The organism is Halopelagius fulvigenes, assembly GCF_055398025.1.
In genome coordinates, this window is sequence record NZ_AP043846.1 from 1,481,355 (window position 1) to 1,507,075 (window position 25,721).

At 68.5% G+C, this 25,721-nt stretch carries 29 protein-coding genes; 19 read left to right on the top strand and 10 right to left on the bottom strand.

What is annotated here, in order from left to right; translation table 11 throughout:
- Nucleotides 1–45 precede the first annotated feature (45 nt).
- The 3 genes from ACZ522_RS12260 to samp2 all read right to left on the bottom strand — a co-directional run bounded on the left by ACZ522_RS12260 (nucleotide 46) and on the right by samp2 (nucleotide 2,148).
- Nucleotides 46–1,317 (bottom strand): aryl-sulfate sulfotransferase, encoded by a 1,272-nt coding sequence (locus ACZ522_RS12260; protein WP_379699097.1) that lies wholly within the window; start codon nucleotides 1,315–1,317, stop codon nucleotides 46–48.
- The gene (locus ACZ522_RS12265) at nucleotides 1,314–1,454 is read right to left on the bottom strand and encodes a hypothetical protein (RefSeq protein WP_379699095.1); all 141 of its coding nucleotides are present in this window, start codon (nucleotides 1,452–1,454) and stop codon (nucleotides 1,314–1,316) included. The genes ACZ522_RS12260 and ACZ522_RS12265 overlap by 4 nt, the downstream gene beginning before the upstream one ends.
- 493 nt (nucleotides 1,455–1,947) lie before the next feature.
- Complete coding sequence (samp2, locus tag ACZ522_RS12270) at nucleotides 1,948–2,148, bottom strand: ubiquitin-like small modifier protein SAMP2 (protein WP_379699093.1); 201 nt, start codon at nucleotides 2,146–2,148, stop codon at nucleotides 1,948–1,950.
- 123 nt (nucleotides 2,149–2,271) lie between these two features.
- On the opposite strand from samp2, the gene ACZ522_RS12275 reads away from it, so the two are divergent.
- Nucleotides 2,272–3,258, top strand: coding sequence for a replication factor C small subunit (locus ACZ522_RS12275; protein ID WP_379699091.1), 987 nt, complete (start codon nucleotides 2,272–2,274; stop codon nucleotides 3,256–3,258).
- Between the two features lie 53 nt (nucleotides 3,259–3,311).
- Here ACZ522_RS12275 and ACZ522_RS12280 read toward each other — a convergent pair whose 3' ends face one another.
- Entirely contained in the window at nucleotides 3,312–3,800 is a 489-nt protein-coding gene (locus tag ACZ522_RS12280) for a TspO/MBR family protein (RefSeq protein WP_379699089.1), read from the bottom strand.
- Nucleotides 3,801–3,992: 192 nt separating this feature from the next.
- On the opposite strand from ACZ522_RS12280, the gene alaS reads away from it, so the two are divergent.
- The 6 genes from alaS to ACZ522_RS12310 all read left to right on the top strand — a co-directional run bounded on the left by alaS (nucleotide 3,993) and on the right by ACZ522_RS12310 (nucleotide 10,939).
- Nucleotides 3,993–6,761: an alanine--tRNA ligase gene (gene alaS / locus ACZ522_RS12285; protein WP_379699087.1), complete on the top strand. Its 2,769-nt coding sequence runs from the start codon at nucleotides 3,993–3,995 to the stop codon at nucleotides 6,759–6,761.
- An 82-nt stretch (nucleotides 6,762–6,843) separates the two neighbouring features.
- Nucleotides 6,844–7,668 (top strand): alpha/beta fold hydrolase, encoded by an 825-nt coding sequence (locus ACZ522_RS12290; protein ID WP_379699085.1) that lies wholly within the window; start codon nucleotides 6,844–6,846, stop codon nucleotides 7,666–7,668.
- A 123-nt stretch (nucleotides 7,669–7,791) separates the two neighbouring features.
- Nucleotides 7,792–8,538 (top strand): type 1 glutamine amidotransferase, encoded by a 747-nt coding sequence (locus ACZ522_RS12295; RefSeq protein ID WP_379699083.1) that lies wholly within the window; start codon nucleotides 7,792–7,794, stop codon nucleotides 8,536–8,538.
- A 78-nt stretch (nucleotides 8,539–8,616) separates the two neighbouring features.
- Nucleotides 8,617–9,780 carry an acyl-CoA dehydrogenase family protein gene (locus ACZ522_RS12300; RefSeq protein WP_379699081.1) on the top strand — a complete coding sequence of 388 codons (1,164 nt, stop codon included), beginning with the start codon at nucleotides 8,617–8,619 and terminating at the stop codon, nucleotides 9,778–9,780.
- A 145-nt stretch (nucleotides 9,781–9,925) separates the two neighbouring features.
- The gene (locus tag ACZ522_RS12305) at nucleotides 9,926–10,498 is read left to right on the top strand and encodes a DUF2238 domain-containing protein (RefSeq protein ID WP_379699079.1); all 573 of its coding nucleotides are present in this window, start codon (nucleotides 9,926–9,928) and stop codon (nucleotides 10,496–10,498) included.
- 150 nt (nucleotides 10,499–10,648) lie between these two features.
- Nucleotides 10,649–10,939 carry a DUF7853 family protein gene (locus ACZ522_RS12310; RefSeq protein WP_092538296.1) on the top strand — a complete coding sequence of 97 codons (291 nt, stop codon included), beginning with the start codon at nucleotides 10,649–10,651 and terminating at the stop codon, nucleotides 10,937–10,939.
- Nucleotides 10,940–10,976: 37 nt separating this feature from the next.
- Here the strand turns inward: ACZ522_RS12310 and ACZ522_RS12315 are convergent, their stop codons facing one another.
- Nucleotides 10,977–11,483, bottom strand: coding sequence for a cupin domain-containing protein (locus tag ACZ522_RS12315; protein ID WP_379699077.1), 507 nt, complete (start codon nucleotides 11,481–11,483; stop codon nucleotides 10,977–10,979).
- A gap of 127 nt (nucleotides 11,484–11,610) precedes the next feature.
- Between ACZ522_RS12315 and ACZ522_RS12320 the strand changes: the two genes are divergently transcribed.
- The 4 genes from ACZ522_RS12320 to ACZ522_RS12335 all read left to right on the top strand — a co-directional run bounded on the left by ACZ522_RS12320 (nucleotide 11,611) and on the right by ACZ522_RS12335 (nucleotide 13,297).
- Nucleotides 11,611–11,931 carry a 4Fe-4S dicluster domain-containing protein gene (locus ACZ522_RS12320; protein ID WP_379699075.1) on the top strand — a complete coding sequence of 107 codons (321 nt, stop codon included), beginning with the start codon at nucleotides 11,611–11,613 and terminating at the stop codon, nucleotides 11,929–11,931.
- Between the two features lie 37 nt (nucleotides 11,932–11,968).
- Nucleotides 11,969–12,340 carry a VOC family protein gene (locus ACZ522_RS12325; RefSeq protein WP_379699073.1) on the top strand — a complete coding sequence of 124 codons (372 nt, stop codon included), beginning with the start codon at nucleotides 11,969–11,971 and terminating at the stop codon, nucleotides 12,338–12,340.
- Nucleotides 12,341–12,402: 62 nt separating this feature from the next.
- Nucleotides 12,403–12,855 (top strand): ferritin-like domain-containing protein, encoded by a 453-nt coding sequence (locus ACZ522_RS12330; RefSeq protein WP_379699071.1) that lies wholly within the window; start codon nucleotides 12,403–12,405, stop codon nucleotides 12,853–12,855.
- Between the two features lie 118 nt (nucleotides 12,856–12,973).
- Nucleotides 12,974–13,297 (top strand): hypothetical protein, encoded by a 324-nt coding sequence (locus ACZ522_RS12335; RefSeq protein ID WP_379699069.1) that lies wholly within the window; start codon nucleotides 12,974–12,976, stop codon nucleotides 13,295–13,297.
- Between the two features lie 28 nt (nucleotides 13,298–13,325).
- On the opposite strand, the gene ACZ522_RS12340 is transcribed toward ACZ522_RS12335, so the two are convergent.
- The 4 genes from ACZ522_RS12340 to ACZ522_RS12355 all read right to left on the bottom strand — a co-directional run bounded on the left by ACZ522_RS12340 (nucleotide 13,326) and on the right by ACZ522_RS12355 (nucleotide 17,629).
- The gene (locus tag ACZ522_RS12340; protein WP_379699067.1) at nucleotides 13,326–15,458 is read right to left on the bottom strand and encodes a (Fe-S)-binding protein; all 2,133 of its coding nucleotides are present in this window, start codon (nucleotides 15,456–15,458) and stop codon (nucleotides 13,326–13,328) included.
- Between the two features lie 90 nt (nucleotides 15,459–15,548).
- Nucleotides 15,549–16,253, bottom strand: coding sequence for an energy-coupling factor transporter transmembrane component T family protein (locus ACZ522_RS12345; RefSeq protein WP_379699065.1), 705 nt, complete (start codon nucleotides 16,251–16,253; stop codon nucleotides 15,549–15,551).
- A complete protein-coding gene (locus tag ACZ522_RS12350; protein WP_379699063.1) occupies nucleotides 16,250–17,026 on the bottom strand; it encodes an energy-coupling factor ABC transporter ATP-binding protein in 777 nt (258 codons plus the stop codon). Before ACZ522_RS12350 ends, ACZ522_RS12345 begins: the two co-directional genes overlap by 4 nt.
- 18 nt (nucleotides 17,027–17,044) lie before the next feature.
- Complete coding sequence (locus tag ACZ522_RS12355; protein ID WP_379699061.1) at nucleotides 17,045–17,629, bottom strand: biotin transporter BioY; 585 nt, start codon at nucleotides 17,627–17,629, stop codon at nucleotides 17,045–17,047.
- Nucleotides 17,630–17,779: 150 nt separating this feature from the next.
- On the opposite strand from ACZ522_RS12355, the gene ACZ522_RS12360 reads away from it, so the two are divergent.
- From ACZ522_RS12360 to ACZ522_RS12390, 7 genes are all read left to right on the top strand, one after another.
- A complete protein-coding gene (locus ACZ522_RS12360) occupies nucleotides 17,780–18,391 on the top strand; it encodes a conditioned medium-induced protein 4 (RefSeq protein WP_379699059.1) in 612 nt (203 codons plus the stop codon).
- 148 nt (nucleotides 18,392–18,539) lie between these two features.
- Nucleotides 18,540–20,654, top strand: coding sequence for a minichromosome maintenance protein MCM (locus ACZ522_RS12365; RefSeq protein ID WP_379699057.1), 2,115 nt, complete (start codon nucleotides 18,540–18,542; stop codon nucleotides 20,652–20,654).
- A gap of 1 nt (nucleotide 20,655) precedes the next feature.
- Complete coding sequence (locus ACZ522_RS12370) at nucleotides 20,656–20,940, top strand: DUF7854 family protein (RefSeq protein WP_379699055.1); 285 nt, start codon at nucleotides 20,656–20,658, stop codon at nucleotides 20,938–20,940.
- 101 nt (nucleotides 20,941–21,041) lie between these two features.
- A complete protein-coding gene (locus ACZ522_RS12375) occupies nucleotides 21,042–21,380 on the top strand; it encodes a DUF7855 family protein (protein WP_379699053.1) in 339 nt (112 codons plus the stop codon).
- A 41-nt stretch (nucleotides 21,381–21,421) separates the two neighbouring features.
- Nucleotides 21,422–22,306, top strand: a complete 885-nt coding sequence (locus tag ACZ522_RS12380) for a DUF7856 family protein (RefSeq protein WP_379699051.1) — start codon at nucleotides 21,422–21,424, stop codon at nucleotides 22,304–22,306.
- Between the two features lie 30 nt (nucleotides 22,307–22,336).
- Complete coding sequence (locus ACZ522_RS12385; protein WP_379699049.1) at nucleotides 22,337–23,203, top strand: DUF7857 domain-containing protein; 867 nt, start codon at nucleotides 22,337–22,339, stop codon at nucleotides 23,201–23,203.
- Nucleotides 23,200–23,868, top strand: coding sequence for a MinD/ParA family ATP-binding protein (locus tag ACZ522_RS12390; RefSeq protein ID WP_379699047.1), 669 nt, complete (start codon nucleotides 23,200–23,202; stop codon nucleotides 23,866–23,868). Before ACZ522_RS12385 ends, ACZ522_RS12390 begins: the two co-directional genes overlap by 4 nt.
- 150 nt (nucleotides 23,869–24,018) lie before the next feature.
- Here ACZ522_RS12390 and ACZ522_RS12395 read toward each other — a convergent pair whose 3' ends face one another.
- Nucleotides 24,019–25,023 carry a transcription initiation factor IIB gene (locus ACZ522_RS12395; protein WP_379699045.1) on the bottom strand — a complete coding sequence of 335 codons (1,005 nt, stop codon included), beginning with the start codon at nucleotides 25,021–25,023 and terminating at the stop codon, nucleotides 24,019–24,021.
- A gap of 163 nt (nucleotides 25,024–25,186) precedes the next feature.
- Here ACZ522_RS12395 and ACZ522_RS12400 point away from each other — a divergent pair, with 163 nt between their 5' ends.
- Nucleotides 25,187–25,708: a DUF7858 family protein gene (locus ACZ522_RS12400; protein ID WP_379699043.1), complete on the top strand. Its 522-nt coding sequence runs from the start codon at nucleotides 25,187–25,189 to the stop codon at nucleotides 25,706–25,708.
- Nucleotides 25,709–25,721: the final 13 nt, after the last annotated feature.

Consider the following 25,721-nt stretch of genomic DNA (forward strand, 5'->3'; position numbering starts at 1 on the left):
CGCCACCGTCCTCGCTCACGGGGGTAGCTCACCCCGCCAGCGCGATCACTGTTTTCCACCGAGTCCGCCTCGCACGAGCAGGTGCCCGCCCCGAATCCAGAGGACGAGCGCGACGGCCACGACTAGCACGTGAATCTCCGACACCCAGTAGGGGAGCGCGACGATCTCTCGCGCGCCGGCCAGAAGCATCCAGAGTATCGGGATCTTGCGCTCGAGCAGGCCGAGGTCGGTCTCCCGCTCGGTGCCGTAGGGCTGGATCGACTGCGGGGCCTTGCCGGACACCTCGCCGTGGGGCACGCGGTCGGCCTCGTACGGCAGCGAGGGGACGCCGTAACTCGCCACGACGCTCCCGTCCTCGCGTATCTCGACCACGCGGTTGTTCCGGCTGTCGGTCACCAGCGTGTTGCCGTTCGGCAGTCGGTCGGCGTCCCGCGGCCAGTCGAACGCGACACCGCCCGCCTTGGCGACAGCCCACGCCTCCTCCCACTCGCCGGTCGTCTCGTTCCTGTGGAGCTCGACCACGCGGTGGTTCTCCGAGTCGGCGACCACCACCGCGCCGTCGCCGAGCCACTGCGGGTTGTGCTGCTGGTTCAGCACGTCCTCGTCGCCGTCCTCGTTTATCACTTCGACCACGCCCTTCCCGCGCTCGACGATCAGGAGCTGGTTCTCGTTGCGGATCGAGACGAGGAAGCGGCCGTCGCCGATGTAGTCGGCGTCGTTGAGGTGGAGCCAGTCGACCTTCGTCGGGTCGTCGGGAGCCTCGTAGTGGTCGCTTGCGTTCCACGTCCAGTTCCGTTCACCCGTCTCGGGGTCGTAGGTGAAGATGCTCTCCCACTCCATGTCGGCCACGAGCACGTTGCCGTTGGGCATCATCTCCGCGTCGTGGACCTCGCTGTCCTTCCGGGTCCGGACCGGGTAGCTCCACTCGTAGACGACTTCCGGGCGGGGATTCGGCTCGATGATCCGGACGCCGGTCCGCTTGCACGGCGGCTGGTACCGTCCGCAGTCCTGGTAGCCGCCCGCGGCGAACGTGGTCAGCACCGAGCCGTTGTCGAGCGTCTGGACGCTCTGGTAACTGATGATGTTCCCGATGCTCCACTTAACGTTCCCCCGACCGTCGAGCGCGGTCACGTTTCCGTTCGGCCCAGGTCCCTGCACGCCCACCAGCAGCGACGAGTTGTTCACGTCGGCGGACTCGGACATCCGATCCGTATCGGGAGCGAGTGCCCAACTCCCTCCGAACGCGATGGCGACGAGTAGCACGCCGGCGCCGACGAACAGGAGTCCGCGCCGGAGCGAATCTCTCCTCGGACTCACGCCGATACCTCCCCGGCGGCGTCGTCCGCTTCGGCGACGGCGTTCGTCTCGGCGGTGTGGACGCTCGTCTCCGTCGTCCTGACAGCACGGTCGTTCGTATCCGTACTGCTCGGCTCCGCAACCTCTCTCGTTCGCACGTCGGGGACGCCTCTCCGGCGACCGCCACGCGACCATCCCTCCGTTCCCCCGGTTAGCCGCATAATCGAACGAAGCGTACGCTATGGACCACTGTAACGTCTCCGGCCCGAACGACGAAGAACGGGAGACAAACCGAGCGTAACGCAGCTCAACTCGGGGTTAGCACTCCGACCAGCCGTAGGTCTTGGAGCCTTCGGAGTAGTACAGCGACAGCGAGCTACGGCTCGGACGCTCCGGGATCTCGCCGGAGGCGATGATGTCCTGTTGGTCGGCCTCCTCGCTGTCGGTCGCCGCGCTACCGCCGTCGGTCTCTCGGTTAGGGTCGGTCGATTCGACGCGGGTCGGACCTCTGCGCGGAAGAGTACGCCGACGAGAGCACCGTCGACGGCGGGGAGTCCCGGGTGGACGCTCCGCGACGGGCGGAGCGACTCGTTCGCCTACTACGGCTAACCTCCGAGGAACCCGTTTTCGTGGGGTAGTCGCGTCGGACCGTCATCCGCCCTTGATGAGCCTGAGGACCTTCACTTCCGGCGCTTCGACGGGTTGGTCCTCGGGGACGGGAGAGCCGTCTACGAGGACCGACACCTCGTGGGGACTGAGGTCCACCGCGCGGATCAGGTCGGCGTACGTTCCGTCGTCGCCCACCTCCACCTCGCGCGTCTCCTCCCCGACGACTTCGACGGTCACCTGCATGGTCGTGCGTCGGCGCGCCGCGGGTTTCAGGGTTTCTCTCCGCGTCCGCCGTCCGTTCCGCGTTCGCTCGCCGGTCGCGCGCAACGCGGGTTCTTTATCACTCGGGGGGCCCGTGTGACGCGTATGAGCGAGGCCGCAGAGTCCGACGCCACGCCGGCGGGCCGAGAGATCTGGATAGAGAAGTACCGCCCGCAGACGCTGGACGACGTGTACGGGCAGGAAGACATCGTGGGGCGTCTGCAGTCCTACGTCGAACAGGACGACCTTCCCCACCTGCTCTTCGCCGGACCGGCGGGTATCGGCAAGACGACGTGCGCGACGGCCATCGCGCGCGCCATCTACGGCGACGACTGGCGCGGCAACTTCCTCGAACTGAACGCCTCGGACGAACGCGGCATCGACGTGGTGCGCGACCGAATCAAGAACTTCGCGCGCTCTTCCTTCGGCGGGTACGACTACCGCGTCATCTTCTTAGACGAGGCGGACTCCCTCACGTCGGACGCGCAGTCCGCGCTCCGCCGGACGATGGAGCAGTTCTCCGACAACACCCGCTTCATCCTCTCGTGTAACTACTCCTCGAAGATCATCGACCCCATTCAGTCGCGGTGCGCCGTCTTCCGCTTCTCGCCCCTCTCGGACGACGCCGTCCGGTCGCAGGTCGAAGACATCGCGGAGAACGAGGACATCGAACTCACCGAGGACGGCCTCGACGCCCTCGTCTACGCCGCGGGCGGCGACATGCGCCGCGCCATCAACTCCCTGCAGGCCGCCGCGACGACGGGCGACGTGGTGGACGAGGAGGCGGTGTACATGATAACCTCGACGGCCCGCCCCGAGGACATAGAGGAGATGGTCACCGCCGCCATCGACGGCGACTTCCTCGGCGCGCGGTCGAAGTTGGAGACGCTCCTCGTCGACACGGGGATGGCCGGCGGCGACATCATCGACCAACTCCACCGGTCGGTCTGGGACTTCGACCTGGACGAACGGGCGACCGTCCGCCTGATGGAACGTATCGGCGAAGCGGACTACCGAATCACCGAGGGCGCGAACGAACAGGTGCAACTCGAAGCGTTGCTGGCGTCTCTCGCGGGCGCGTCGGAGCAGTAGGCTCCGTTACGTTCTCTCTTCTTCCGCTCTCCCGCCCGACGGGGACACCGCCGTCAGTTCAGCGCCCAGAACCCGTAGTTGAGGGCGGTGGCGAACGCCGTCCACAGGAGGTACGGGACCATCAGCGCCGCCGCCCGTCGGTCGATGCGGGCGAACAGTCCGGTCGTCGCGGCGACGGCGACGAGCAGAGGGACGATGACGACGAGTCCGAACGCCGGCGACCGGAGGCCGAAGAACGCCCCCGACCACGCGGCGTTCAACAGCAGTTGGACGAAGAAGGCGGCGAGTGCGACGCGAGTCCGGCCGTCGTCGGACCGAGACACCAGGAACGCCGCCGTCCCCATCAGGACGTACAGGGTTATCCAGACGGGCCCGAACACCCACTCCGGGGGCGCGAACCACGGTTCGGCGAGCGTCGGGTACCACGTCCGAACCGCCGCCCCCGAGAGGGCGTTCCCGACGACGCCCGCCAGCAACGACACCCCGACCCACGCTATCCACTCGCCTATCGACCGGCCGGGGGCCGCCTCGCGCGTCTCCATACCGGTGAGAGGCGCGGTGACCGGTTAGCCGTGTCGCCGGCGTCCGACGCGTCGGCCGGACGCGCCCCCACCTAGACGGCGGCGAAGGCGGCTCGTTCCGCCTCTTCGGGTGCGGAAAGAAGCCCGGAATCGCCCGCTCGTACCCCCGCGTTCCCGGAACTGTTTTACCCGGTCGTAGGCCAATCACGGGTAATGAGCGAACTCGAAGAGGAGTATCGCCTCGACTACTTCGAGGAGGAGGGGTTCTACCGGAAGCAGTGTCCGGTGACCGACGTCCACTTCTGGACGCGCGACCCCGACAGAGAGACCTGCGGCGAACCGCCCGCCGACGATTACACCTTCATCGACAACCCCGGCTTCGACGAGGAGTACACGCTCGAAGAGATGCGGGAGGAGTTCCTCTCGTTCTTCGAGGAACACGGCCACGAACGCATCGAACCGTACCCCGTCGCGGCCAACCGCTGGCGCGACGACGTGCTCTTGACGCAGGCGTCCATCTACGACTTCCAACCGCTCGTCACCAGCGGTCAGACGCCGCCGCCGGCGAACCCGCTGACCATCTCTCAGCCCTGCATCCGGATGCAGGACATCGACAACGTCGGCAAGACGGGCCGGCACACGATGGCGTTCGAGATGATGGCGCACCACGCGTTCAACGCCCGCGAGGAGGTCGGCGACGAGTACGCCTACTCCGGCGAGGTGTACTGGAAGGACGAGACGGTCCGCCTCTGCGATCAGTTCTTCGAGCACATGGGCGCGGACGTCTCGGAGATAACGTACATCGAGGACCCGTGGGTCGGCGGCGGCAACGCCGGCCCCGCCTTCGAGGTTCTGTACCGCGGCGCCGAGTTGGCGACACTCGTCTTCATGTCGATGGAACAGGACCCCGAGGGCGACTACGAGATGAAGGACGGCAACCGGTACTCGCCGATGGACACCTACATCGTCGACACCGGCTACGGCCTCGAACGCTGGACGTGGGTGTCGCAGGGGACCCCCACCGTCTACGAGGCCGTCTACCCCGACATGATCGAGTTCCTCAAGGAGAACGCGGGCGTCGAACTCTCCGAGGAGGAACGCGAACTCGTCCACCGCGCCGCCAAACTCTCCGGCTACCTCGACATCGACGAGGTGGACGATGTGTACGAGGCGCGCGTCGATATCGCGGAGCAACTCGACGTGGACGCCGAGGAACTGACGGCGCTTCTCCGTCCCCTCGAAGACATCTACGCCATCGCCGACCACTGTCGCACCCTCGCGTACATGTTCGGCGACGGCATCGTCCCCTCGAACGTCGGCACCGGCTACCTCGCGCGGATGGTCCTCCGGCGGACCAAGCGCCTGGTGGACAACGTCGGCGTCGACGCGCCCCTCGACGAACTGGTGGACATGCAGGCCGAACGCCTCGGCTACGAGAACCGCGACACCATCCGCGACATCGTCCGCACGGAGGAGCGGAAGTACCGCGAGACGCTCGAACGCGGCACGCGGAAGGTGCAGACCCTCGCCGACGAGTACGCCGAGTCCGGCGACCCCATCCCCGTGGAGGAACTCATCGAACTGTACGACTCCCACGGCATCCAACCGGACATGGTCGAGGAGATAGCCGACGAACGCGGCGCGACGGTCGACATGCCGGACGACTTCTACTCGCTGGTCGCCGACCGCCACGAGGGCGAGGGCGGCACCCGAGACGCCGTCGCCCGCGACGAACGCATCGCCGACCTGCCGGAGACGGAGCGTCTCTACTACGACGACCAAGAGCGGATGGAGTTCGAGGCGGTCGTCTTGGACGTCTTCGAACGCGACGACGGCTACGACGTGGTCTTAGACCAGACGATGTTCTACCCCGAGGGCGGGGGTCAACCCGCGGACCACGGGACGCTCTCCTCGGACGACACGACGGTGGAGGTGACGGACGTCCAGATAGCCGACGGCGTCGTCCTCCACCGCGCGGACGGCGACCCGGGGAAGGGCGAGTTCGTCCGCGGGAAGGTCGACTCGGAACGCCGCCGTCGCCTGATGCGGCACCACACCGCGACGCACGTCGTCGGCCACGCGACGCGCGAGGTTCTCGGCGACCACGTCCGGCAGGCGGGCGCGCAGAAGGGGACCGACCGCGCGCGCTTCGACGTGACGCACTACGAACGTATCTCCCGCGAGGAGGTAGAGGAGATAGAACGCCTCGCCAACGACATCGTGATGCGGAACGTGCCGGTGCAACAGGAGTGGCCGGACCGCCACGAGGCCGAAGAGCAGTACGGCTTCGACCTGTATCAGGGCGGCATCCCGCCGGGACAGAACATCCGCGTCATCACCGTCGGCGACGACGTGCAGGCCTGCGGCGGGACGCACGTGAAGTACACCGGCGACATCGGGACCATCAAGATTCTGAACACCGAACCCGTTCAGGACGGCATCGAACGCATCGTCTTCGCCGCGGGCGACGCCGCCATCGACGCCACCCACCGCACCGAGAACGCCCTCTACGAGGCGGCGGACGTCCTCGACGTCAACCCCGAGGACGTGCCGGAGACGGCCGAGCGGTTCTTCACCGAGTGGAAGGAACGGGGCAAGACAATCGACCGCCTGAAGACGGAACTCGCGGAGGCGCGCGCCGCCGCGGAGGCCGAGGAGGTCGACATCGACGGCACGCCCGCCGTCGTCCAACGACTCGACGGCGACGCCGACGAACTCCGCGCGACGGCCAACGCTATCGTGGACGAGGGAAAGGTCGCCGTTCTCGGCTCCGACACGGGCGGGAGCGCGCAGTTCGTCGTCGGCGTCCCCGAGGGCGTCGGCATCAACGCCGGCGAAGTCGTCGGCCAACTCGCCGGCCGCGTCGGCGGCGGCGGCGGCGGCCCGCCGGACTTCGCGCAGGGCGGCGGCCCGAACGTGGACGAACTCGACGAGACGCTCGACGCCGCCCCGGACGTCCTCCGGACGGTCCTGAACGCGTAGGGGCCCCCGAGCGTCGGTCGTCTCTTCTTCCGACGCTCGACGCGTCGGTGCCGTAAAGACGCCGCCGCCGAGAGTGACGACCATGCCAACCGCATCGAACGGGAGCGTCGACCTGTACTACGACGCCGAGGGCGAGGGCGAGACGGTCGCCTTCGTCGGCGACGTCGGCTACGGCGCGTGGCAGTGGGGGTGGCAACACGCCGCCGTCGCCGGACCGTACGAGAGCCTCGTCCTCGACCTTCGCGGCACTGGGCGGTCCGACGCGCCGCCCGGCCCGTACGCCGTCGGAACGCTCGTAGACGACCTCGTGACCGTCCTCGCTGACCACGGCGTCCGGAAGGCGCACGTCGTGGGTGCGGGACTCGGCGGCATGGTCGCCTTGCGGGCAGCGCGGTCCACCTCGCGCGTCCGGAGTCTCGCCCTGTTCGGCACCGCCGCGTCCGGGGGCGGTCCCGACGCGGTCGGGAGCACGTCGGACCACGGGTCCGACGGCGGCCTGGACCTCGAACCCCTCTTCGGCGCGCCCGACGACCGGGCGGCCCTCGACCGATCGCTCCGGGCCGCCGTCTCGGAGCGATTCGTCGGGGCGCAACCCGAGGCGTTCGAACAGATCGTCGAGTGGCGCGCCGAGGAGGACGCCTCGCGGGCGGCGTGGGAGGCGCAGGCCGCCGCAGTCGAGCGATTCGAGGCGGACGACCTCTACGAGATCACCGCCCCGGCGCTGGTCGTCCACGGCGCCGAGGACGCCGTCTGGCCCGTCGAACGCGGCGAGGAACTGGCCGCGGACCTCCCCCGCGGCGAGTTCGTCCCCGTCGAGGGCGCGGGCCACCTCGCGCACGTCGAAGCGTCGAAAGTCGTCAACGACGAACTCCTGCGCTTCCTCGACGAGCAGTCGGCGCCGCGGTAGCGCCGTCGGTTCGGCGGCGACTGTCGGCGACGCGCCACCGGTCCGCGCGGCGGCGTCTGGAAGACCGGCACGACGCGCCACGTGCGCAAGACACTTCTTCGCGGGAAACGTTCGCACGCAGTGATGAGTACGGGCCACTCTCGCCTCCGATTTGCACTTCTCGACGCGTCGCACCGCGACCCGAACACGCGGCGCAACTTCCGGCGCGAACTCGACGCCGACCTCTCCGAGTTCGACGCGACGGCCGGCGAACTGCCGGACGACTTCGACTTCGACGGCGTCGTCGTCACCGGGTCGCGGTCGTCCGTCTACTGGGACGAAGACTGGATAGAACCGCTGGTGGACTACGTGAGCGACGCCCACGACGCCGGCTTGCCGATGCTCGGCGTCTGTTACGGCCATCAGGTGCTCGCGACCGCACTCGGCGGCCGCGTGGAGGGCATGGGCGAGTACGAACTCGGCTACCGCGAGGTGGCGCACTCCGGCGACGACGCCCTGTTCGAGGGCATCGGCGAGACGTTCACCGCCTTCACGACGCACTCGGACGCCGTCGTCGAACTCCCGCCGGGGGCGGAACTCGTCGCGGAGAACGACTACGGCGTCCACGCCTTCCGGAAGGGACGCGCGTGGGGCGTCCAGTTCCACCCCGAGTACGACCCGCAGACGGCCGAATCCGTCACCCGGGGGAAGGACCTCCCCGAGGAACGAATCGAATCCGTCGTCGCGGGCATCGACGCCGAGAACTACGAGGCGGCCTGCGAGGCGAAGCGACTGTTCGACAACTTCGTGGCGTACGCCGAACACGTCGCCGCGGACGCGGACGTCGACGCGGACGTCACCGAGGAACCGGACGCCGAACTGACGGTCTGACGCGGCTTTCTCCCCGCTTTCGTCGCCCGACGGGACGCGAGCGAACGCTTTTGTCGCCGTACCGCGCAAGAGTCGTTCATGCTCGATTATCTCGAATTGGAGTCGGACCTCACGCCCGAAGAGCGCATGATACGCGACGAGGCGCGCCGGTTCGTCGAGGAGGAGGTCAAACCCGACGTCGGCGACCACTTCGAGGCGGGGACGTTCCCGGAGGAACTCGTACCGAAGATGGGCGAACTCGGCTTCTACGCGCCGACCATCGACGGGTACGGCCTCCCGGGCGTCGGCGAAAGGGCGTACGGCGTCCTGATGCAGGAACTCGAAGCCGGGGACTCGGGGATTCGCTCGATGGCGAGCGTGCAGGGCGCACTCGTCATGTACCCCATCCACGCCTACGGGTCCGAAGAACAGAAGGAGCGGTGGCTTCCGGCCCTCGGCAGGGGGGAGGCGGTGGGCTGTTTCGGTCTGACCGAACCCGAGCACGGTTCGAACCCCGCGGGGATGGAGACGCGGGCGGAGAAGGACGCGGACGGATACGTCCTGAACGGGTCGAAGACGTGGATAACGAACTCGCCCATCGCGGACGTGGCCGTCGTCTGGGCGCGGGACGTCTCCGCCGAGGGGTCGCCCGTCCGGGGCGTTCTGGTCGAGACGGACCGCGACGGCGTGACGACGAACCCGATCCACGACAAACTCTCGATGCGGGCGTCGGTCACGGGCGAAATCGGTCTCAACGACGTTCGGGTGCCCGAGGAGAACGTCCTCCCGAACGTCGAGGGGATGAAGGGACCGCTCTCCTGTCTCACGCAGGCGCGGTTCGGCATCTCGTGGGGTATCGTCGGCGCGGCGCGGGACGCGTTCGAGGCGGCCCGCGAGTACGCGAAGGACAGAGAGCAGTTCGGCGGCCCCATCGCGCGCTTCCAGATACAACAGCAGAAACTCGCCGAGATGGCGACGCAGATCACGAACGGGCAACTGATGGCGTATCGCCTCGCGGAGTTGAAAGAACGGGGCGAACTCCGCCCCCAACACGTCTCGATGGCGAAGCGACACAACGTCGCCATGGCGCGCGAGGTGACGCGAACCGCCCGAGAGATGCTGGGCGGCAACGGCATCACGACGGACTACTCGCCGATGCGGCACCTGGCGAACGTCGAGACGGTGTACACGTACGAGGGCACCCACGACATCCACACGCTCGTGTTAGGGGAGGATCTAACTGGGATTGCAGCCTTCGAGTGACTTCGGTCACTCGATACGGTGGAATCGCAGTTAGCGACGGGCATCGCGCCTTCGAGTAACTCCGTTCGCTCGACACGGGGTTCTCGTCCGAAACGGACCACACGCCTATCCGTTCTGGCCCCCTTCGTCTCGGTGAGCCGCATCTATGACGGAACCGACGCGAACTCCGACGGAGCAGACGGCCGAGCGAGGTATCAAGGGCGCGACTCTCGCCGTGTTCGTCGAGGGACTTCGCCAACGGGACCCCGACGCGGTCGTGAACGCCGTTCTCATGTTCGCGGCGACCTACCTCCCGAGCGTCGCCGAACGCCTGTTCGACGTCGAGTTCCGGCCGTGGCAGCGAGTGTACACGGAGATTTCGATGCTCGCGCACGCCGTCGGAATCCTCGGCCCCTACGACGACACGTGGTGGTGGGACCACGTCACGCACGTCCTCTCTGCGACGCTCCTCGGCGGGTTCGTCCACGTCGCCGCGGACCATCTCGGACGTAACCCCCGACGAGACGTTCTCGCATCCATCGTCGGCGGCGGCCTCCTCTGGGAGATCATGGAGTACGCGGTCCACCGGTTGTCGGACCGCCTCGGTATCGAACCCGTACTCGTCTACTACGGTCGCCGCGACACCGTCGAAGACCTCCTGTTCGACCTCCTCGGCGCACTGTTCGTGCTCCTGTTCGGCGACCGCCTCCTCCGGAACTTCACCCGGGACGCCGACTGATCTCCCGCCGAGACGACCGATTCCGCCTCGGGGGAGAAGACCGGACGTCCTACCCGACGAACCGCATCTGTTGCCGCTAGTGTGCGCAGTGTGCTAATACCAAACACACCTTTATACCGTCCGGGGTGTAGTTTCGCCCGGAGTAAGACAATGACCGCTCCGGCACACGACTGCCCGACGACGCTCGATTTGAACCGCGAGGAGGCCTGGGTCCTGCACACCGCACTCCTCGACACCGTGGAACGAGAACTGGACGAGGGGAACGACGCCGAACGGGCGCTCACCCTCCTCTTCCGCCTCGAAGAGGGGAAGGACTTCGACTGCGAGCAACTGGAGTACCTGACGTCGGTGCTCCGGTCGTACATCGACGGGAGCGTACCGCCGCGGGACCGGAGTCCGGCGCGAGACGTCCTCGACAGCGTCCAGACCGCCCTCGCGTGAGCGTCCCGTATCCGACGGGGCGACCGGGTCGCCTCGTCTATTCTCGCCCGTCGCGTTCCGACTCCTCCTCGCCGACCCAGTAGTCCACCGCGTCCTCGCGCCGAAAGTAGCCGGAGACGGTCCGTTCCTCGCGTCCGCCGGGCGGCGACCCGGCGAACACGCCCACCTTCTCGGAGTCGGGGTAGACGGTCACGTCGGGGTCTCTCATCGTCGAGACGGCGAGGTAGCGAAGCGGTTCGTCGCCGTCGTTCCGCAGGCGGTGCGCGCCGGACTCGCCGTCCGGAAAGACGGCGAAGTCGCCCGGTTCGACGGCCGATTCGCCCTCCGGTGTCCGGAGGACGCCCGTCCCCGAGAGGACGTACACCGCCTCCTCGTTGCCCGCGTGGTAGTGGTAAGGCCACGACGACGCCCCAGGCGGGAGTTCGTAGAGACTCGCGCCGAGGCGGTCCGCGTCCGCGGCGGCCCCGAGTTGCTTCCGGCGGAACCGCGTCTCTCCGCGTTCGTTCTCCGTCCACTCGACGTCCGACTCGTTGACGCGCGGCATGAGTACGGGGACGCGCGTCGATCACTTGGGTGTCACGCGAGGCGGCCCGAGTCGCGCCTCCGCCCGCGTCGAGTCGCCGATCTCCGAGTCGGACGCTTTAGTACGGCCGGGCGATTACTGCCGCCAAATGGGAATCGATCCGAACTTCGATGCGAACCGCGAGAACGTCGGCGAGGAGAACGGGGTGGCCGTCTGGGGCCCCGTGGACCCGCCGGAGAAACTCGGCATCCACGGCACGCACGTCGCCGTCGATTACGACATCTGCGTCGCCGACGGCGCGTGTCTGGAGAACTGCCCCGTGGACGTGTTCACGTGGGTGGACACGCCCGACCACCCCGAAAGCGAGAGGAAGGTCGAACCGACGCGCGAGGACCAGTGCATCGACTGCATGCTCTGCGTCGATATCTGCCCCGTGGACGCCATCGACGTGGACGCCTCCCGGGCCTGACCGACCGATATTTCACGAGTGCGGTCGTCTGACCGCCATGCGACTCATCCATACGGCGCTCGACGTGTCGGACGTGGACGCGACGCTCGATTTCTACGAGACGCTCGGACTCGAATTCGCCCACGAGTTCACCCTCGACGGCGTCCGCAACGTGTACGTCGGCGGCGAAGACGGCTTGGAACTGCAGTTCAAGTACGACCCTGAGAGCGACGAGTCGGTGGACCCCTCGGGCGTGGACCACGTCGCCGTCGAGGTGGACGACGTGGACGCCGAGTTCGAACGCGTCGTCGAGGAGACGGGCTGTCCGGTCGTCCACGAACCGATGACTATCGAGGAGGCGAACGCCCGCGCCGCGTTCGTCGAGGACCCCGACGGCTACGCCGTCGAACTGGTCGGATTTCTGGACTGAGAGCCGAGAGACGCCCCGCGGCGGGTAGTTATTAGTTCTCGGCGGGCCAACATCTTACCGAGATGGCAGACCAAATCACGTCTATACTCAAAGAGGCGTATCTGGACGAACTGGAGACGGTGATGAACTACTTGACCAACTCCATCGTCCTCGACGGCGTCCACGCGGAGGAGGTCAAAGAGTCGCTTCAGGAGGACATCCAAGAGGAACTCAACCACGCCGAGATGTTGGGGAACCGCCTGAAGCAACTCGACGCGAAGCCGCCGGGGTCCGCCGAGTTCGAGGCGAACCAGATGGATCTCCAACCGCCGGAAGACAGCACGGACGTCGTCTCGGTCATCGAGGGCGTCCTCACGGCGGAGGAGGACGCCATCGAGACGTACCGGTCGCTCGTCAACGCCGCGCGCGAAGCGGACGACCCCGTGACGGAGGACCTCGCGGTCACCATCCTCGCCGACGAGGAGGCCCACCGCACGGAGTTCCGCGGCTTCCAGAAAGAGTACCCGATGAACTGAGGCCGTCTCCTCGCTACTCCTCCGTTTTATCCCTCCGCTAGCCGCCGGTCCGCACCTCGGCGACCGAAGGACGGAGGGTTCACGTTCAGATAGCGCGGTTCAGCGGCCACCCCTCACGATGACAGACGACGAACGCGCACTCGACACCGGCGAGATAGAGGACCGAATCGACCAACTGGGGCGGTACTCCCGGTTCGTCAGGGCCGGGTTCGGCGTCATCCTCGCCGCGTTCCTCCTCGCTCTCGTCGGCAGACTCCCGTACAACCTCGACAGCGTTCCGAGCGCAGTCAACGCCGTCCTCCTCCCCCTCATCTTCGTCGGCATGGGACTGCTCCTGTTCGGCATCGGGATGCACCTGCACCTCATGCACCTCAACCTCGTGGACCAACTGCGGCGGCGACACGAGAAAGAAGAGGGAGACGGCGGGGACGCCGACTCCTGAGGCGGCGAGGTCCTCCGGCGTCGACGCTTCAGTCCGCCGACGCGGGCGTCGTGCCGTCGTCCGACCCCGTCTCGGTTTCCGCGACGCCCCCCCGTTTCGACTCCAACGCCTCCACGAGGAGTTCCGCCACGTCGATAATCTCGATGTCCTCCTCGAAGTCGCCGGTCTTGCGGCCGTCCTCGTACATCGTGCCGCACATCGGGCAGGCGACGACGAACTTCTCGACTGCGCGCCCGGCCTCGGTATCTTCGAGGGCCTCGCGGAGTCGTTCCTCGCTCGGCTTTTTCGTCTCGTCGTGGTCCATCCAGAGGCCGCCGCCCCCGCCGCCGCAACAGAACGAGTCCTCGCGGTTGCGGGGCATCTCGGCCAACCGCGCGCCCGTCGCCCGGACGAGTTCCCTCGGGGCGTCGTACTCGTCGTTGTACCGACCGAGGTGACACGGGTCGTGGTACGTGACGGTGTAGTCGAGCTCCGTCCCGTCGAGTTCGATCTCGCCCTCCTTCACCAGCGATTCGACCACCTGCGTGTAGTGGTAGACGGGGTAGTCGAAGTCGGGGGCCATCTCCGGGTACTCGTTCTCGAACGTGTTGTACGAGTGGGGGTCGGTGCAGACCACCGTCTCGAACTCGCAGGCGTCGAACGCGGCGGCGTTGTCCTCGACGAGCATCTCGTAGAGGCCCTCCTCGCCGACGCGCCGCACGTCGTTGCCGTCGTTCTGTTCGTCCTCGTAGAGGATGCCGTAGGAGACGCCGGCGAGTTCGAACAGGCGGGCCAGAGAGCGCGCGACGCGGCGGTTCCGCTCGTCGTAGGAGGGGTAGTCGCCGACGTACCAGAGGTACTCGACGGGTTCCTCGCGGGCGTCGGGCACCTCGAAGTCGAGTTCCTCGGTCCACTCCGGTCGCTTGCGGGCCGGGTCGCCGAACGCGTTGCCGTTCTGGAAGACGTTCATCATCGCCTCCTGGACGGGTTCCTGCATCTGGCCCGTCTCGGTGAGGCGGCGGTTCATCTCCGTGAAGTGGCTGAGGTGTTCGATATCGACGGGGCAGGAGTCCATGCAGGCCATGCAGGCGACGCACGACTCCATCGTCTCGGCGGCGATGACGGACCGCCCGCCGTCCGCGACGATGTCCACCGGTTCCGTCTCCCCGGCGTCGAGGCTCTCGCGGTAGGACTTCAGGTCGAGAATCACGTCGCGCGGGTCGAGGGGGCGTCCCGCCTCCTTGGCGGGGCAGACCGACGAACACCGGCCGCACTTGGTGCAGGCGTCGGTGTCGAGCAGTTGCTTCCACGAGAGGTCCTCGATTCCGGTGTAGCCTATCTCGTCGGGCGCGGCGTCCTCTGGGACGCCCGGGAGGCGCTTGCCCGCCTTCTCGTCGCGGGCGACGACGTTGGCGAACGAGGAGATCATGTGGAACGGCTTCGCGTACGGGAGGAACGCGACGAACCCGAGGGCGACGAGGGCGTGGGACCACCACCCGACCCAGTAGAGCGTCGCCGCGAGTCCGGGCGTCACCCCGGCGGCGTCGAAGGCGAGGGCGACGAAGTAGCCGACGAACGACACCGTCTCCCACGCGGGGAACTCCGTGCCGACGATGCGGAGGCCCTCGATGACGTACCCGCCGACGCCGAGGACGAACAGCGTCCAGACGAACACGTCGTCCTCGAAGCCGGTGTGTTTCCCCCACAGTCGCTCTTGGCGGACGACGTACCGACGGTAGATGGCCATGCCGACGCCGACGACGAACAGGAACCCGAGGGCGTCCATCACGAACGAGTACGAGAGGTAGAAGTCGCCCGTGAAGAACGAGGTGCCCGTCAGGCGGCGGTAGATGTCCATATCGACCATCAGAATGGTCGTCCCGATGAGGAGCGTCAGGAAGCCCCAAAGGATGAACGCGTGCATCACCCCGGCGAACAGGTCCCGGTCGAACTGCTTCTCGTTCGAGAGGACGACCCGGGACGCGCGAACGACTCGCCCCGGCAGGTCGTTGACTCTGTCGAAGGGGTCGGCCCCGCCACGGGCGTACCGCGCGAACCGTTCGTAGACGCCGTAGCAGAAGATCAAGATAGCCATCGCCGCGAGGCCGTAGAAGACCGCCTCGCCGACCGGCCCGACGGTCCAGAACGTCTCTCGGGTCGGTTCCGCCTGCAAGAGTGTCATGGTCGATACGGCGGGAAGCGCGGGATTAAATCTTGCCACCACCGACCCGCTTATCAGAGAGACGGGGCGGGCGTCGCCGTCGCCCGGCGGTCAGACGAACGCCGCGGCGACCAGCATCGCCGTCGCCGCGAGGCCCGCCGCGTCCGCCCGCGAGAAGGAGAGTTCCGGGAGCGTCGGGTTCCACGCGAAACAGCGGGCCTGAAGCGCGAGGGCGAAGCGGTCCGACCGGAGAAACAGGCGTCGGAGGCCCGTCTCCGCGACGAGGCGCATCCGTTCGCGCAGGCCGCGCCGGTCGCCGAGTCGCGCGTCCGTCGCCGAGCGAATCGTCGCCAAGTCGCGCTTCAGGAGGGGGAGAAAGCGGAGGACGAACCCCACGCCCGCCCCGAGGAGGACGCCGACGCGCCCGGGGACGACGCGTTGGATGGCCGCCCGCGAGTCCCGCACGGGCGTCGTCCGGATGTACGCGGTACTCACGAGGAGGACGAGGACGACACGGTAACTCGAAAGTGCGGGGTAGACGGCCGCCGCGGGGACGACGTGGGGGGGCCGGAGCGTCACCGCCGCCAAGAGGGGACCGGCGACGAGGAAGGGGAGAAACGCTCGGTACGCCCGCACCGTCCCGAGGAGGGGCGTCCGCGACGCCGCGAGGACGCCGAGGGCGACGACGGTCAGGACGGCGAGTCCGCGGGGCGTCGTGTGCGCGAACGCCGCGAGTGCGAACGCCGCCTGAAACCCGAGTTTTGTCCGCGGGTCGAGGCGGTGGGCCGCGGAGTCGCCCGGCGCGTAGGAGATCATCGTCGCTCGTTCGCGCGCCGGCGCGACGCGGCGTCCGTCCCCGTCTCTGCCTCCGACGCCGACTCCGATCCGGCTTCGGGCGGCGGGCGGACGCCGAGTTCCCGCAGGCGGTCGGGTGAGGGGTCCGACGAGTCGAGTTCGACTCGCCCCTCCGACATCACCACCGTCCGGTCGGCGAGTTCCGACACGTCCCGCAGGTCGTGCGTGACGACGACGACGCCGGTGCCGGCGTCGCGCAGGTGTTCGAGTCTGTCGAGGACGGCCGTCCGCGCGGGCCAGTCGAGTCCGGTGAACGGTTCGTCCAACACGAGGTGGTCCGGTTCCATCGCCAACGCGCCCGCGATGGCGACGCGTTCGCGTTCGCCGCCCGAGAGTTCCTCGATGCGGGCGTCGCCCCGGTCGGCCATGCGGACGGCCGCCAACGCTGACTCGACGCGCCGACGTATCTCCGCCCTCTCGAGGCCGAGGTTCTCGGGGCCGAACGCCACGTCCGCGCGCACCGTCGAGGCGACGAACCCGTCGCGGGGGTCCTGAAACACCATCCCGACGGCGGTTCGGGCGGTCACCACGTCCTCGGCGACGGGGCGGCCGTTCACCTCGACGGCCCCCTCGTCCGGCGAGAGGAGGCCGTTGAAGTGGCGCACCAGCGTCGTCTTCCCGGACCCGTTCGCCCCCGCGAGCAGGACGAACGACCCGTCTTCGACGGTCAGGCTCACGTCGTCGACGGCCGTCACCTCGCCGTAGCGGTGGGTGAGGTTGCGGACGGCGATCATCGCGTTCGCCTCACGACGTCACCGCGCGACGATGGCGTCGCTTCGCGTCACCGCCGCGGCGACGGCTATCTTCACGGCCGCGACGGGGAGGAACGGTATCACGACAGCCGAGACGGCGGCCAGCAGACCGATGCCCTGGACGACGGAGAACCCAACCGCGCCGACGGCGTAGATGACCGCCGACCCGGCGACCATCGCCGCGACGATTCGCGGGAGGGGGATGTCGCCCGGCGCGGAGAGACTACCGGTGCCGTGCGCGACGAGGCCCACCGCGGAGGCGGCGACGGGGAATCCGACGATGAACCCGCCGGTCGGCCCGAGGAGGACGCCGAGACCGCTCGACCCCCCGGCGAACACCGGGAGGCCGATCACCCCGCCCACCGCGTAGAGGACGAAGGAGACGCCCGCCCACAGGGGACCGAGGACGACGCCGGCGAGGAAGACCCACAGCGTCTGGAGCGTTATCGGAACGTTCGGTACGAGGGGGTGGACTAGATCGACGGGCGCGGTCGCACTCGTCACGGCGGCGAAGAGCACCGCGCGCGCGATATTCCGCGCGGACTCGTCGCCGACGAGTTCGACCGACTCCGTTTCAGTCGCCATGTACCTCCGTGTCTCGTAAACCACAATGAATCGTTCGGTTGACGAACATCGGCGGCGGTCCTCGTACGACGCGGATTCGGCCGACAGTCCGGTATTTGGATGCGTCGCCCCAGTAAGTTTTTCGTGCTTCACGCCCTGAGAGATCTACCTATGGACGAGAAGACGGCCAAACTCCGAGACATCTTCATCGACGCCACGGGCTCGGACACCGTGACGGAATCGCAGGAGGAGGGCCCGGGGTCGTTGGTGGACGACGGCGACGACCGGCGGGTGACCGAACGGGTGGGCGAACTCGTCTCGCGGATGCGCGACCGCTACGAGTTCGAGAGCGGTCTCGGCGACGCCGACCTCAAGCGGGTCGTCTTCGGCTTCTACGAGGGGGCGGACGACGACGAAATCGCCGCGGAACTCGACGCCGACGCCGACGCGGAGACGGTGTTCCGCGCCCGGATGGACCTCCACCTCGTCGGCGAGGCGGACCGCGACGCGCCGTTCGAGTTCGACGACCTCCGTTCGCTCGTCGCCGAGGGCGCGGACGACGAGGCGTGCGCCGCGAACTTGGACGCCGACGCCGAGACGGTCGCGCGCTACCGCCGCGTCGTCGAGGCGACGGCGGAGGCGACGCGCGCGAACCACCGCTTCCGCGACGAGTTCGAGGAACTCCTCACCGACGCGGAACTCTCCTCGCGCCTCGACGTGGACGCCCACCACGACGGACTCCGCGACGCCACCGAGGACATCGAGACGAACGTCTCGTTCTGATCCGTCTCGACCGCTCTCTCCCTCATCTCGGCCTCTCGTCTCACCCGCCGGTGCGCGCCCGTACCTTCCGCTCGGACTCCCCCGATAAGGGGGAGGGGTCGCGCGCGTGGCGAAGACTCTTATTCGATGCAGGACGTAGCCTCTATCGATGGCGCAGGCCCCGCAGGACCCGAACACAGACCTCACCGACCGGTTCATACAGTTCTACCGGAAGTACTACCGGGACGAGATAGGGAAACTCGCCCAGAAGTACCCCAACGAGCAGCGTTCGCTGTACGTCGACTACGAGGACTTGTACCAGTTCGACGCCGACCTCGCGGAGGACTACCGGAAGAAGCCCGATCAGATACGCGAGTACGCCGAGGAGGGCCTCCGCCTGTACGACCTCCCGGCGGACGTCAAACTCGGGCAGGCGCACGTCCGCCTCCGGAACCTCCCCGACACGGTCGACATCCGCAACATCCGCGTCCACGACGACCACATCGGTCGGATGGTCGCCGTGCAGGGCATCGTCCGGAAGGCGACGGACGTCCGCCCGAAGATCACGGAGGCGGCGTTCGAGTGCCAACGCTGCGGGACGATGACGTACATCCCGCAGACCGACAGCGGGTTCCAAGAACCGCACGAGTGTCAGGGCTGCGAGCGACAGGGACCGTTCCACGTCAACTTCGACCAGTCCGAGTTCATCGACTCGCAGAAACTCCGCGTCCAAGAGAGCCCCGAGGGCCTGCGGGGCGGCGAGACGCCGCAGAGCATCGATATCGACATCGAGGACGACGTGACGGGGAAGGTCACCGCGGGCGACCACGTCACCGTCACGGGCGTCCTCCACATCGAACAGCAGACGTCGGGTCAGGAGAAGACGCCCATCTTCGACCTCTACATGGACGGCGTCGCCGTCGAGATAGAGGACGAGGAGTTCGAGGACATGGACATCTCCGAGGAGGACGTGGCCGAAATCGTCGAACTGTCGAACGCCGACGACATCTACGACAAGATGATCGCCTCCGTCGCGCCCTCCATCTACGGCTACGAACAGGAGAAACTCGCGATGATTCTCCAACTGTTCTCGGGCGTGACCAAGCACCTCCCGGACGGGTCCCGCATCCGCGGCGACCTGCACATGCTCCTCATCGGCGACCCCGGTACCGGGAAGTCCCAGATGCTGCAGTACATCCGGAACATCGCGCCGCGGTCCGTCTACACGTCGGGGAAGGGTTCCTCCTCGGCGGGTCTGACCGCCGCCGCCGTCCGCGACGACTTCGGCGACGGCCAACAGTGGACGCTGGAGGCCGGTGCCCTCGTCCTCGCGGACAAGGGCATCGCCGCGGTGGACGAACTCGACAAGATGCGCCCCGAGGACCGCTCTGCGATGCACGAAGGGTTAGAGCAGCAGCAGATTTCGGTGTCGAAGGCCGGCATCAACGCGACGCTGAAGTCGCGGTGTTCGCTCCTCGGCGCGGCGAACCCAAAGTACGGCCGCTTCGACCAGTACGAGTCCATCGGCGAGCAGATCGACCTCGAACCCGCCCTCATCTCGCGGTTCGACCTCATCTTCACCGTCACGGACGACCCGGACCCCGAGTCCGACGCCGAACTCGCGGAGCACATCATCAACACGAACTACGCGGGCGAACTCCACACCCAACGGACGAGCATCACCAACTCCGAGTTCACCGAGGAGGAAGTCGACAACGTCACGCAGGAAGTCGCCCCCGACATCGAGGCCGAACTCCTGCGGAAGTACATCGCGTACGCGAAGCGCACCTGCTTCCCGACGATGACCGAGGAGGCGAAGGAGGTCATCCGCGACTTCTACGTGAACTTCCGCGCGAAGGGGGCCGACGAGGACGCCCCGGTGCCGGTGACGGCCCGGAAACTCGAAGCCCTCGTCCGCCTCGCGGAGGCGTCCGCGCGCGTCCGCCTCTCCGACAAGGTGACCGAGGAGGACGCGGACCGCGTCACCACCATCGTCGAGTCCTGCCTGCGCGACATCGGGATGGACCCCGAGACGGGCGAGTTCGACGCCGACATCGTGGAGACGGGCACCTCGAAGAACCAACGCGACCGTATCAAGAACCTCAAGGCCCTCATCAGCGACATCGAGGAGGAGTACGAGGAGGGCGCGCCGGTCGAAGAGGTCCTCAAGCGCGCCGAGGAGGAACTCGACCTGAAGGAGGGCAAGGCCGAACAGGAGATAGAGAGCCTCCGCCGGAAGGGCGAGGTGTACGAACCGCGGACGAACCACCTGCGGACGACGTAAGATGGACCGCATCTCCGCCCTCCGCAACGTCGAGGAGGCCCTCCGCGACTTCGAGTCCGGCGAGTCGGACCTCGCGGCGACCGAACAGCGAGTCGTCACCGTCCTCCGGACGTACGCGACGGACTTCGAGGGTGAGGACGGGGTGCGGCCGTACCAAGCGACGGGCGACGGCCGCGCGCACGGACTCGTCGTCGTCGCCGAGAGCGAGTCCGACGCCCGCGAACGCGTCCACGACCTGTTGGACGAGAAATCGGGAACGCTCCAGTTCGACGTGAACCGACTGTAACCGCCGTCGAGGGTGCCTCGACGACCCACCGGACGACGTCCGGTGACGCCCGACGACGCTTCGGGGGATTTTTCTCAGCAGACGTTACTTTCAAGATATCCGTGTTGTTGGTCGTGACTTACGCTCGGGACGCGCGCGAGACGCTTCGGAACGCCTGTCGAACGCACGAGGACGTGGTCGTCCGTCGGTTCGGGCGCGCCGCCCTGTTCAAGGAGACGGAGTTCGGCGCGTTCCTCGCCTGCCGCCTCCGCGAGAAGCACGGCCACGACGTGCAGGTGGAACGAACCGAACCGTTCAACGAGTACGCCGCCGTCCGCGACGAGGTTCGGGAGGCCGCCGCGGCGTACGAGGCCCGGGAGGCCAAGAGCACGCCGTACGACAAGTTCGCCGCCGGCACTGACCATCCCGACTCGGCGGCGATGCGCGCCCGCGACCTGTGACCGCCGAGCGACCGGCGTCGACCGGACGCGACGCGCCGCGCGTGCGCCTCCCCTCCGGCGAGACGTTCTCGGGGAGCGTACTCGACCTTCGAGAGGCGTCCGTCTCCGCGGAGGCGGTTCGCCGCGCGATTCGGGTCGGACGCCCCGCCCCCGCGGACGGACCCGAAGTCGTCTGCCCGCCGCCGGGGCCGGTCCACGAGTACGTCGCACGAATCGACCCCGAGGCGTCGTTCGACCGACGGGGGGCACTCGTGGCACTCGCGCGAACTCGCGGTCACGCCGCGCCCGCGTCCGACGAACTCGCCGCCGTTCGAGAAGAACTGGCGTCGGTTCGGCCGCCGTCGCCCGCCGACGTGGAGGCGGCCCGCCGCCGCGCCGCCGAGGCGGGCGCGGAGACGGAGCGTCTGAGAGAGCGAGTGGCGACGCTCCGCGGGCGTCTCACCGCCCACCGCGAACGCGACGATATCGGCGACGGTGATGGGCGCGCCGGCGAGGCAGTCGCCGAGGCGGAGGCGGAACTCTCGGAGACGATGACTCGACTCTCGGAAGTCGCCACCGACCGAATCGCCGCCCGTCAGCGCCTCGAACTCCTCGAATCCGAGGCCCGGAAGGCGCGCGACGCGAGGGAGGAGCGACTGAGGCTCCAAGACCGGGTGGGGAACCTCGAACGCTCCGTCCGGCGGTCGCTGGCGGGGTTCGTCTACGGGGAGTTCGCCGCCGCCGTCGCCGCCGTCCCGGACGCGTTCGACGCCGACGCGGGCGCGGAACCGGGCGACTACGACGGCCCCGCGGTGGCGGCGGCACTCGCCGTCGCGCGCCTCGCGGACGTTCGCGCCCCGGTGGTCGTCTCCCCCGCCGTCGCCGGCGCGTTCGGCGGTCCGGACTCCGCGGGCGACTTCCTCCGCGCACCCGTCGTCGTCCGGTGATTTATGTAGGGTCGGGCGGCCAACCACCCCGTGTACCACGACTGCTCCGTCGAATCCGTCGCGGGGGCGACGCTCGTCTCCGTCCGCGTTCACAACGACGCGCCCGTCGCGCGCCGCGTTCGGGTCCGAAACGTGCTCGACGGCCCCGTCTGTCCGCCGCGCCGCGAGGGCGTCGCGGAGTCGGGGTGGGACGACGAGGGGTACGAGGGCGTCGTCCCCGCCGAGGGGACCGTCGCCGTCGGCTACGCCTGTCCCGTCGAAACCGACGAACGAGACGATTCGGCGCCCGTCGCCGTCGAATCGCTCGGCCGCGCAGAGGACGGCGACGAGGGAAATGGAGTCGCGCACGCGGTTCGATCACTCGGCCGCGCCCGCCCGCCGGCCGACGCCGTACCCGGACTCGGCGATACGACCCCGCGGAACGCCGCGAACCGCCTCGGCGGGGACGAAGACGATCCGGAGAACGACGCAGAACCCGACGACGGGCCGAAATCCGGCCCGGCGGCCATCGACGCTCGATGCACCGCCGACGGCGATATCGAATCCCCTCCGGGCGACGACGCCGAACTCGGACTCGACGCCGCGACCGAACCGGCGGTCGCTCCCCGACCGTCGTCCGCCGCCGCGACGGGCGTTCCCGAGTCCGTCGCCTCGTGGTTGGCCGAGGTCAGAGCGCGCGTCGTCCGCGCCGAACGGTTGACCGACGCCTCCGCCGCGGATGCCGCCGAAGTCCTCGAAGCAAGCGGCGGGTACGAGGGCGTCTCGTCGCTCCCCGAACGCGTCGCGACCGACGAGGAGGCGCTTCGAGCGTTCGCGGCGAGTGCGGAACGACTCGCGGACAGGGCGGCCGACGCCGACGCCGGACCGGTCGTCGAGGGCGTCGGGAGGATGGCGTGATTCTCGCCGTCACCGGTGGGAAGGGCGGCGTCGGCAAGTCCACGCTGGCGTTCGAACTCGGCGCGGCCCTCGACGCCGCGGTGGTGGACGCCGACTTGGGGATGGCCGACCTGCCGACCGGCCGCGGCCCGGACCTCCACGACGTCCTCGCGGGGCGGGCCGACCCGGTCGAGGCGGTCAGAGACGGCGTCGGTCCCGTCACGATTCTCCCCTGCGGACGCTCCCTCGCGGGCGCACGCGCGGCCGACGTGACCCGCCTCGACGACGCCCTCCGCGCCGTCGAACGCGCGTACGGGGACGTGGTGGTCGACTGCCCGGCGGGGATGAAAGCCGACGCGGGCGTGCCCCTCGCCGTCGCGGACGCGTGCGTCGTCGTCGCGTCGCCGCGCCCGTACGCACTCGCCGACGCCGTTCGAACGCGGGAACTCGCGCGGGAACTCGACGCCGGCCTCGTCGCCGTCGCGGTGAACCGCGCGGTGGCGGACCCGCCGACGGAGGCGTTCGAGGAGGTTCTCGGCGCGCCGGCGGTGGTCGTCCCGGCCGACCCCCGCGTCGGACGCGCCGTCGCCGAGTGCCGCCCCGTCACGCGGTGCGCGCCGTCGAGTCGGGCCGGGCGCGCCGTCGAAGAACTGGCCTCGGCCGTCGCTCGGTGTCGGCGGGTCTGAACGAAACGGTCGCGTCGCTCTCCTTCTCGCGTCGACGAAGAACGGGCAGCAGTCGGTCGTCGGTCGTCAATCGACGGTCGTCAGTAGTCGGCGGTTGGTCGTCGGCCGTCAATCGGCGGTCGGCGGTACGCGCGTCGAATCTTCGTCGGGTTACTCGTCGCCGTCGGCGTCGCGCAGGTCGGTGTAGGTGCTCCGGAGCGTCACCGGCGTGACGCCCGCCACGTCGGCCGCCTCCTTCTGCGTCACTCCGGCCTCCGTATCGCGCGCGGCGGTGTAGAGGCACGCCGCCGCGACGCCGCTCGGATTTCGCCCGACCGACAGGCCGCGCTCGGACGCCTCCGCGGCGTACTCGCGGGCGCGGCGTTCCGCCTCGCCGCGGAGGTCGAGTTCCGAGGCGAACCGCGGGATGTACTCGGCGGGGTCGATGGGGCCGACCGGCAGGCCGAGTTCGCGGTTCAGCGCGTCGTAGGCGGCCGACTGCTCGTCCGCCGTCGCCTTGGCCGCCTCAGTCACCTCGTCGGTGGTCCGGGAGACGCCGGCGACGCGGCAGGCGGCGTAGACGCAGGCGGCGGCGAAACCCTCCAGCGACCGCCCGCGGAGCAGGTCCTCCTTCTGCGCCGACGTGAACAGCGAACACGCGTGGTCGCGGATGCGGTCCGGGAGCGAGAGCGCGCCCGTCAGGCGGTGAATCTCCGTGAACGCGTACACCTGATTCCGCTCGCGTTTCGTGGAGATGCGGGCGCGGTTGTGCTGGCGGCGCATCCGGGCGAGGCGGCGGCGCTTCCGCCCCTTCACGCGCGTCGAACGGCCGATTTCGGTCGAGAGGCCCTTGTCGTGGCGCGAACGCGTCAACGGCGCGCCGGTGCGCTTGGGGTTCCGGTCGTCGTCCGCGAACGACCGCCACTCGGGGCCGTGGTCGATGCGGTACTCCGAGACGACGAGGCCGCAGTCGGCGCAGACCGTCTCCCCGTCCTCGGCGTGAAGCCGCCCGCCGCACTCGGGACACGTCCGGGTCGCCCCCTCCCGCGCCCGTTCGCTCTCGCCCTCGGTTCGGGCCGCCTCGCCGGCCTGCGTCTCGTCCGTCTCGTCCGTCTCGTTCGTCTGCGTTCGGTTCGTCCGCGCGGATTCGGTCTGCGTCGAGCGTGCCTTGCTCATCACATCTGAAACTTGGTTCCGAAGGAGTATTTAAAGGAGGGACGGACGGTCCGTTTCGACCCCCGTTCGGCCGGGTGAACGTACCGGTGACCGGTACGCTTCAGTTATCTCTCTTGATACTCGCACGAAACTGTTTAACTTAGTGAGGGTGTACGTCGCCGCAATGGGACTATCGGACATCGCCGCGGGTCTGGAAGTGACCACGAAGCAGGTCGAACGCGGCGTCGCGACCGTAGACGACACGGAGGTGGACGTGGCGGCGCGCCTCCGTGCGCACGCTGAGAAACTCCCCTGCACGCCGGAGGCGGCGCTGACCGTCCTCGAACGGTACGGGGAGGGAGACAGCGTCGGCGACGCCGGGCGGGCGGCGTCCGTCGCCTCCGTCACCGCGGCGAAGGTGCTCCACCGGTGCGGCGTGGAGGGCGTGACGCCGTTGGCCCCGATGGCGCGGCGGGTGCTCCGCGATTGGTTGACGGGTGAACTCTCCCGCGCGGACGCGTTGGAACTCTCCGGCGCGGACGAGGCGGAGTTCGCACTCGCGGCCTACGTGGAGACGCACGACCCGGTGACGGAACTCGCCGAGGCGACGCGGCGCGACGCGGCGGCACCGCTCTCGGGCGACGCGCTCGTGGAGAAACGGGAGGCCCTCGCGGAGACGATGAGCGCCCCAGGCGAGACGTTCTGACGGGTACGCTTCT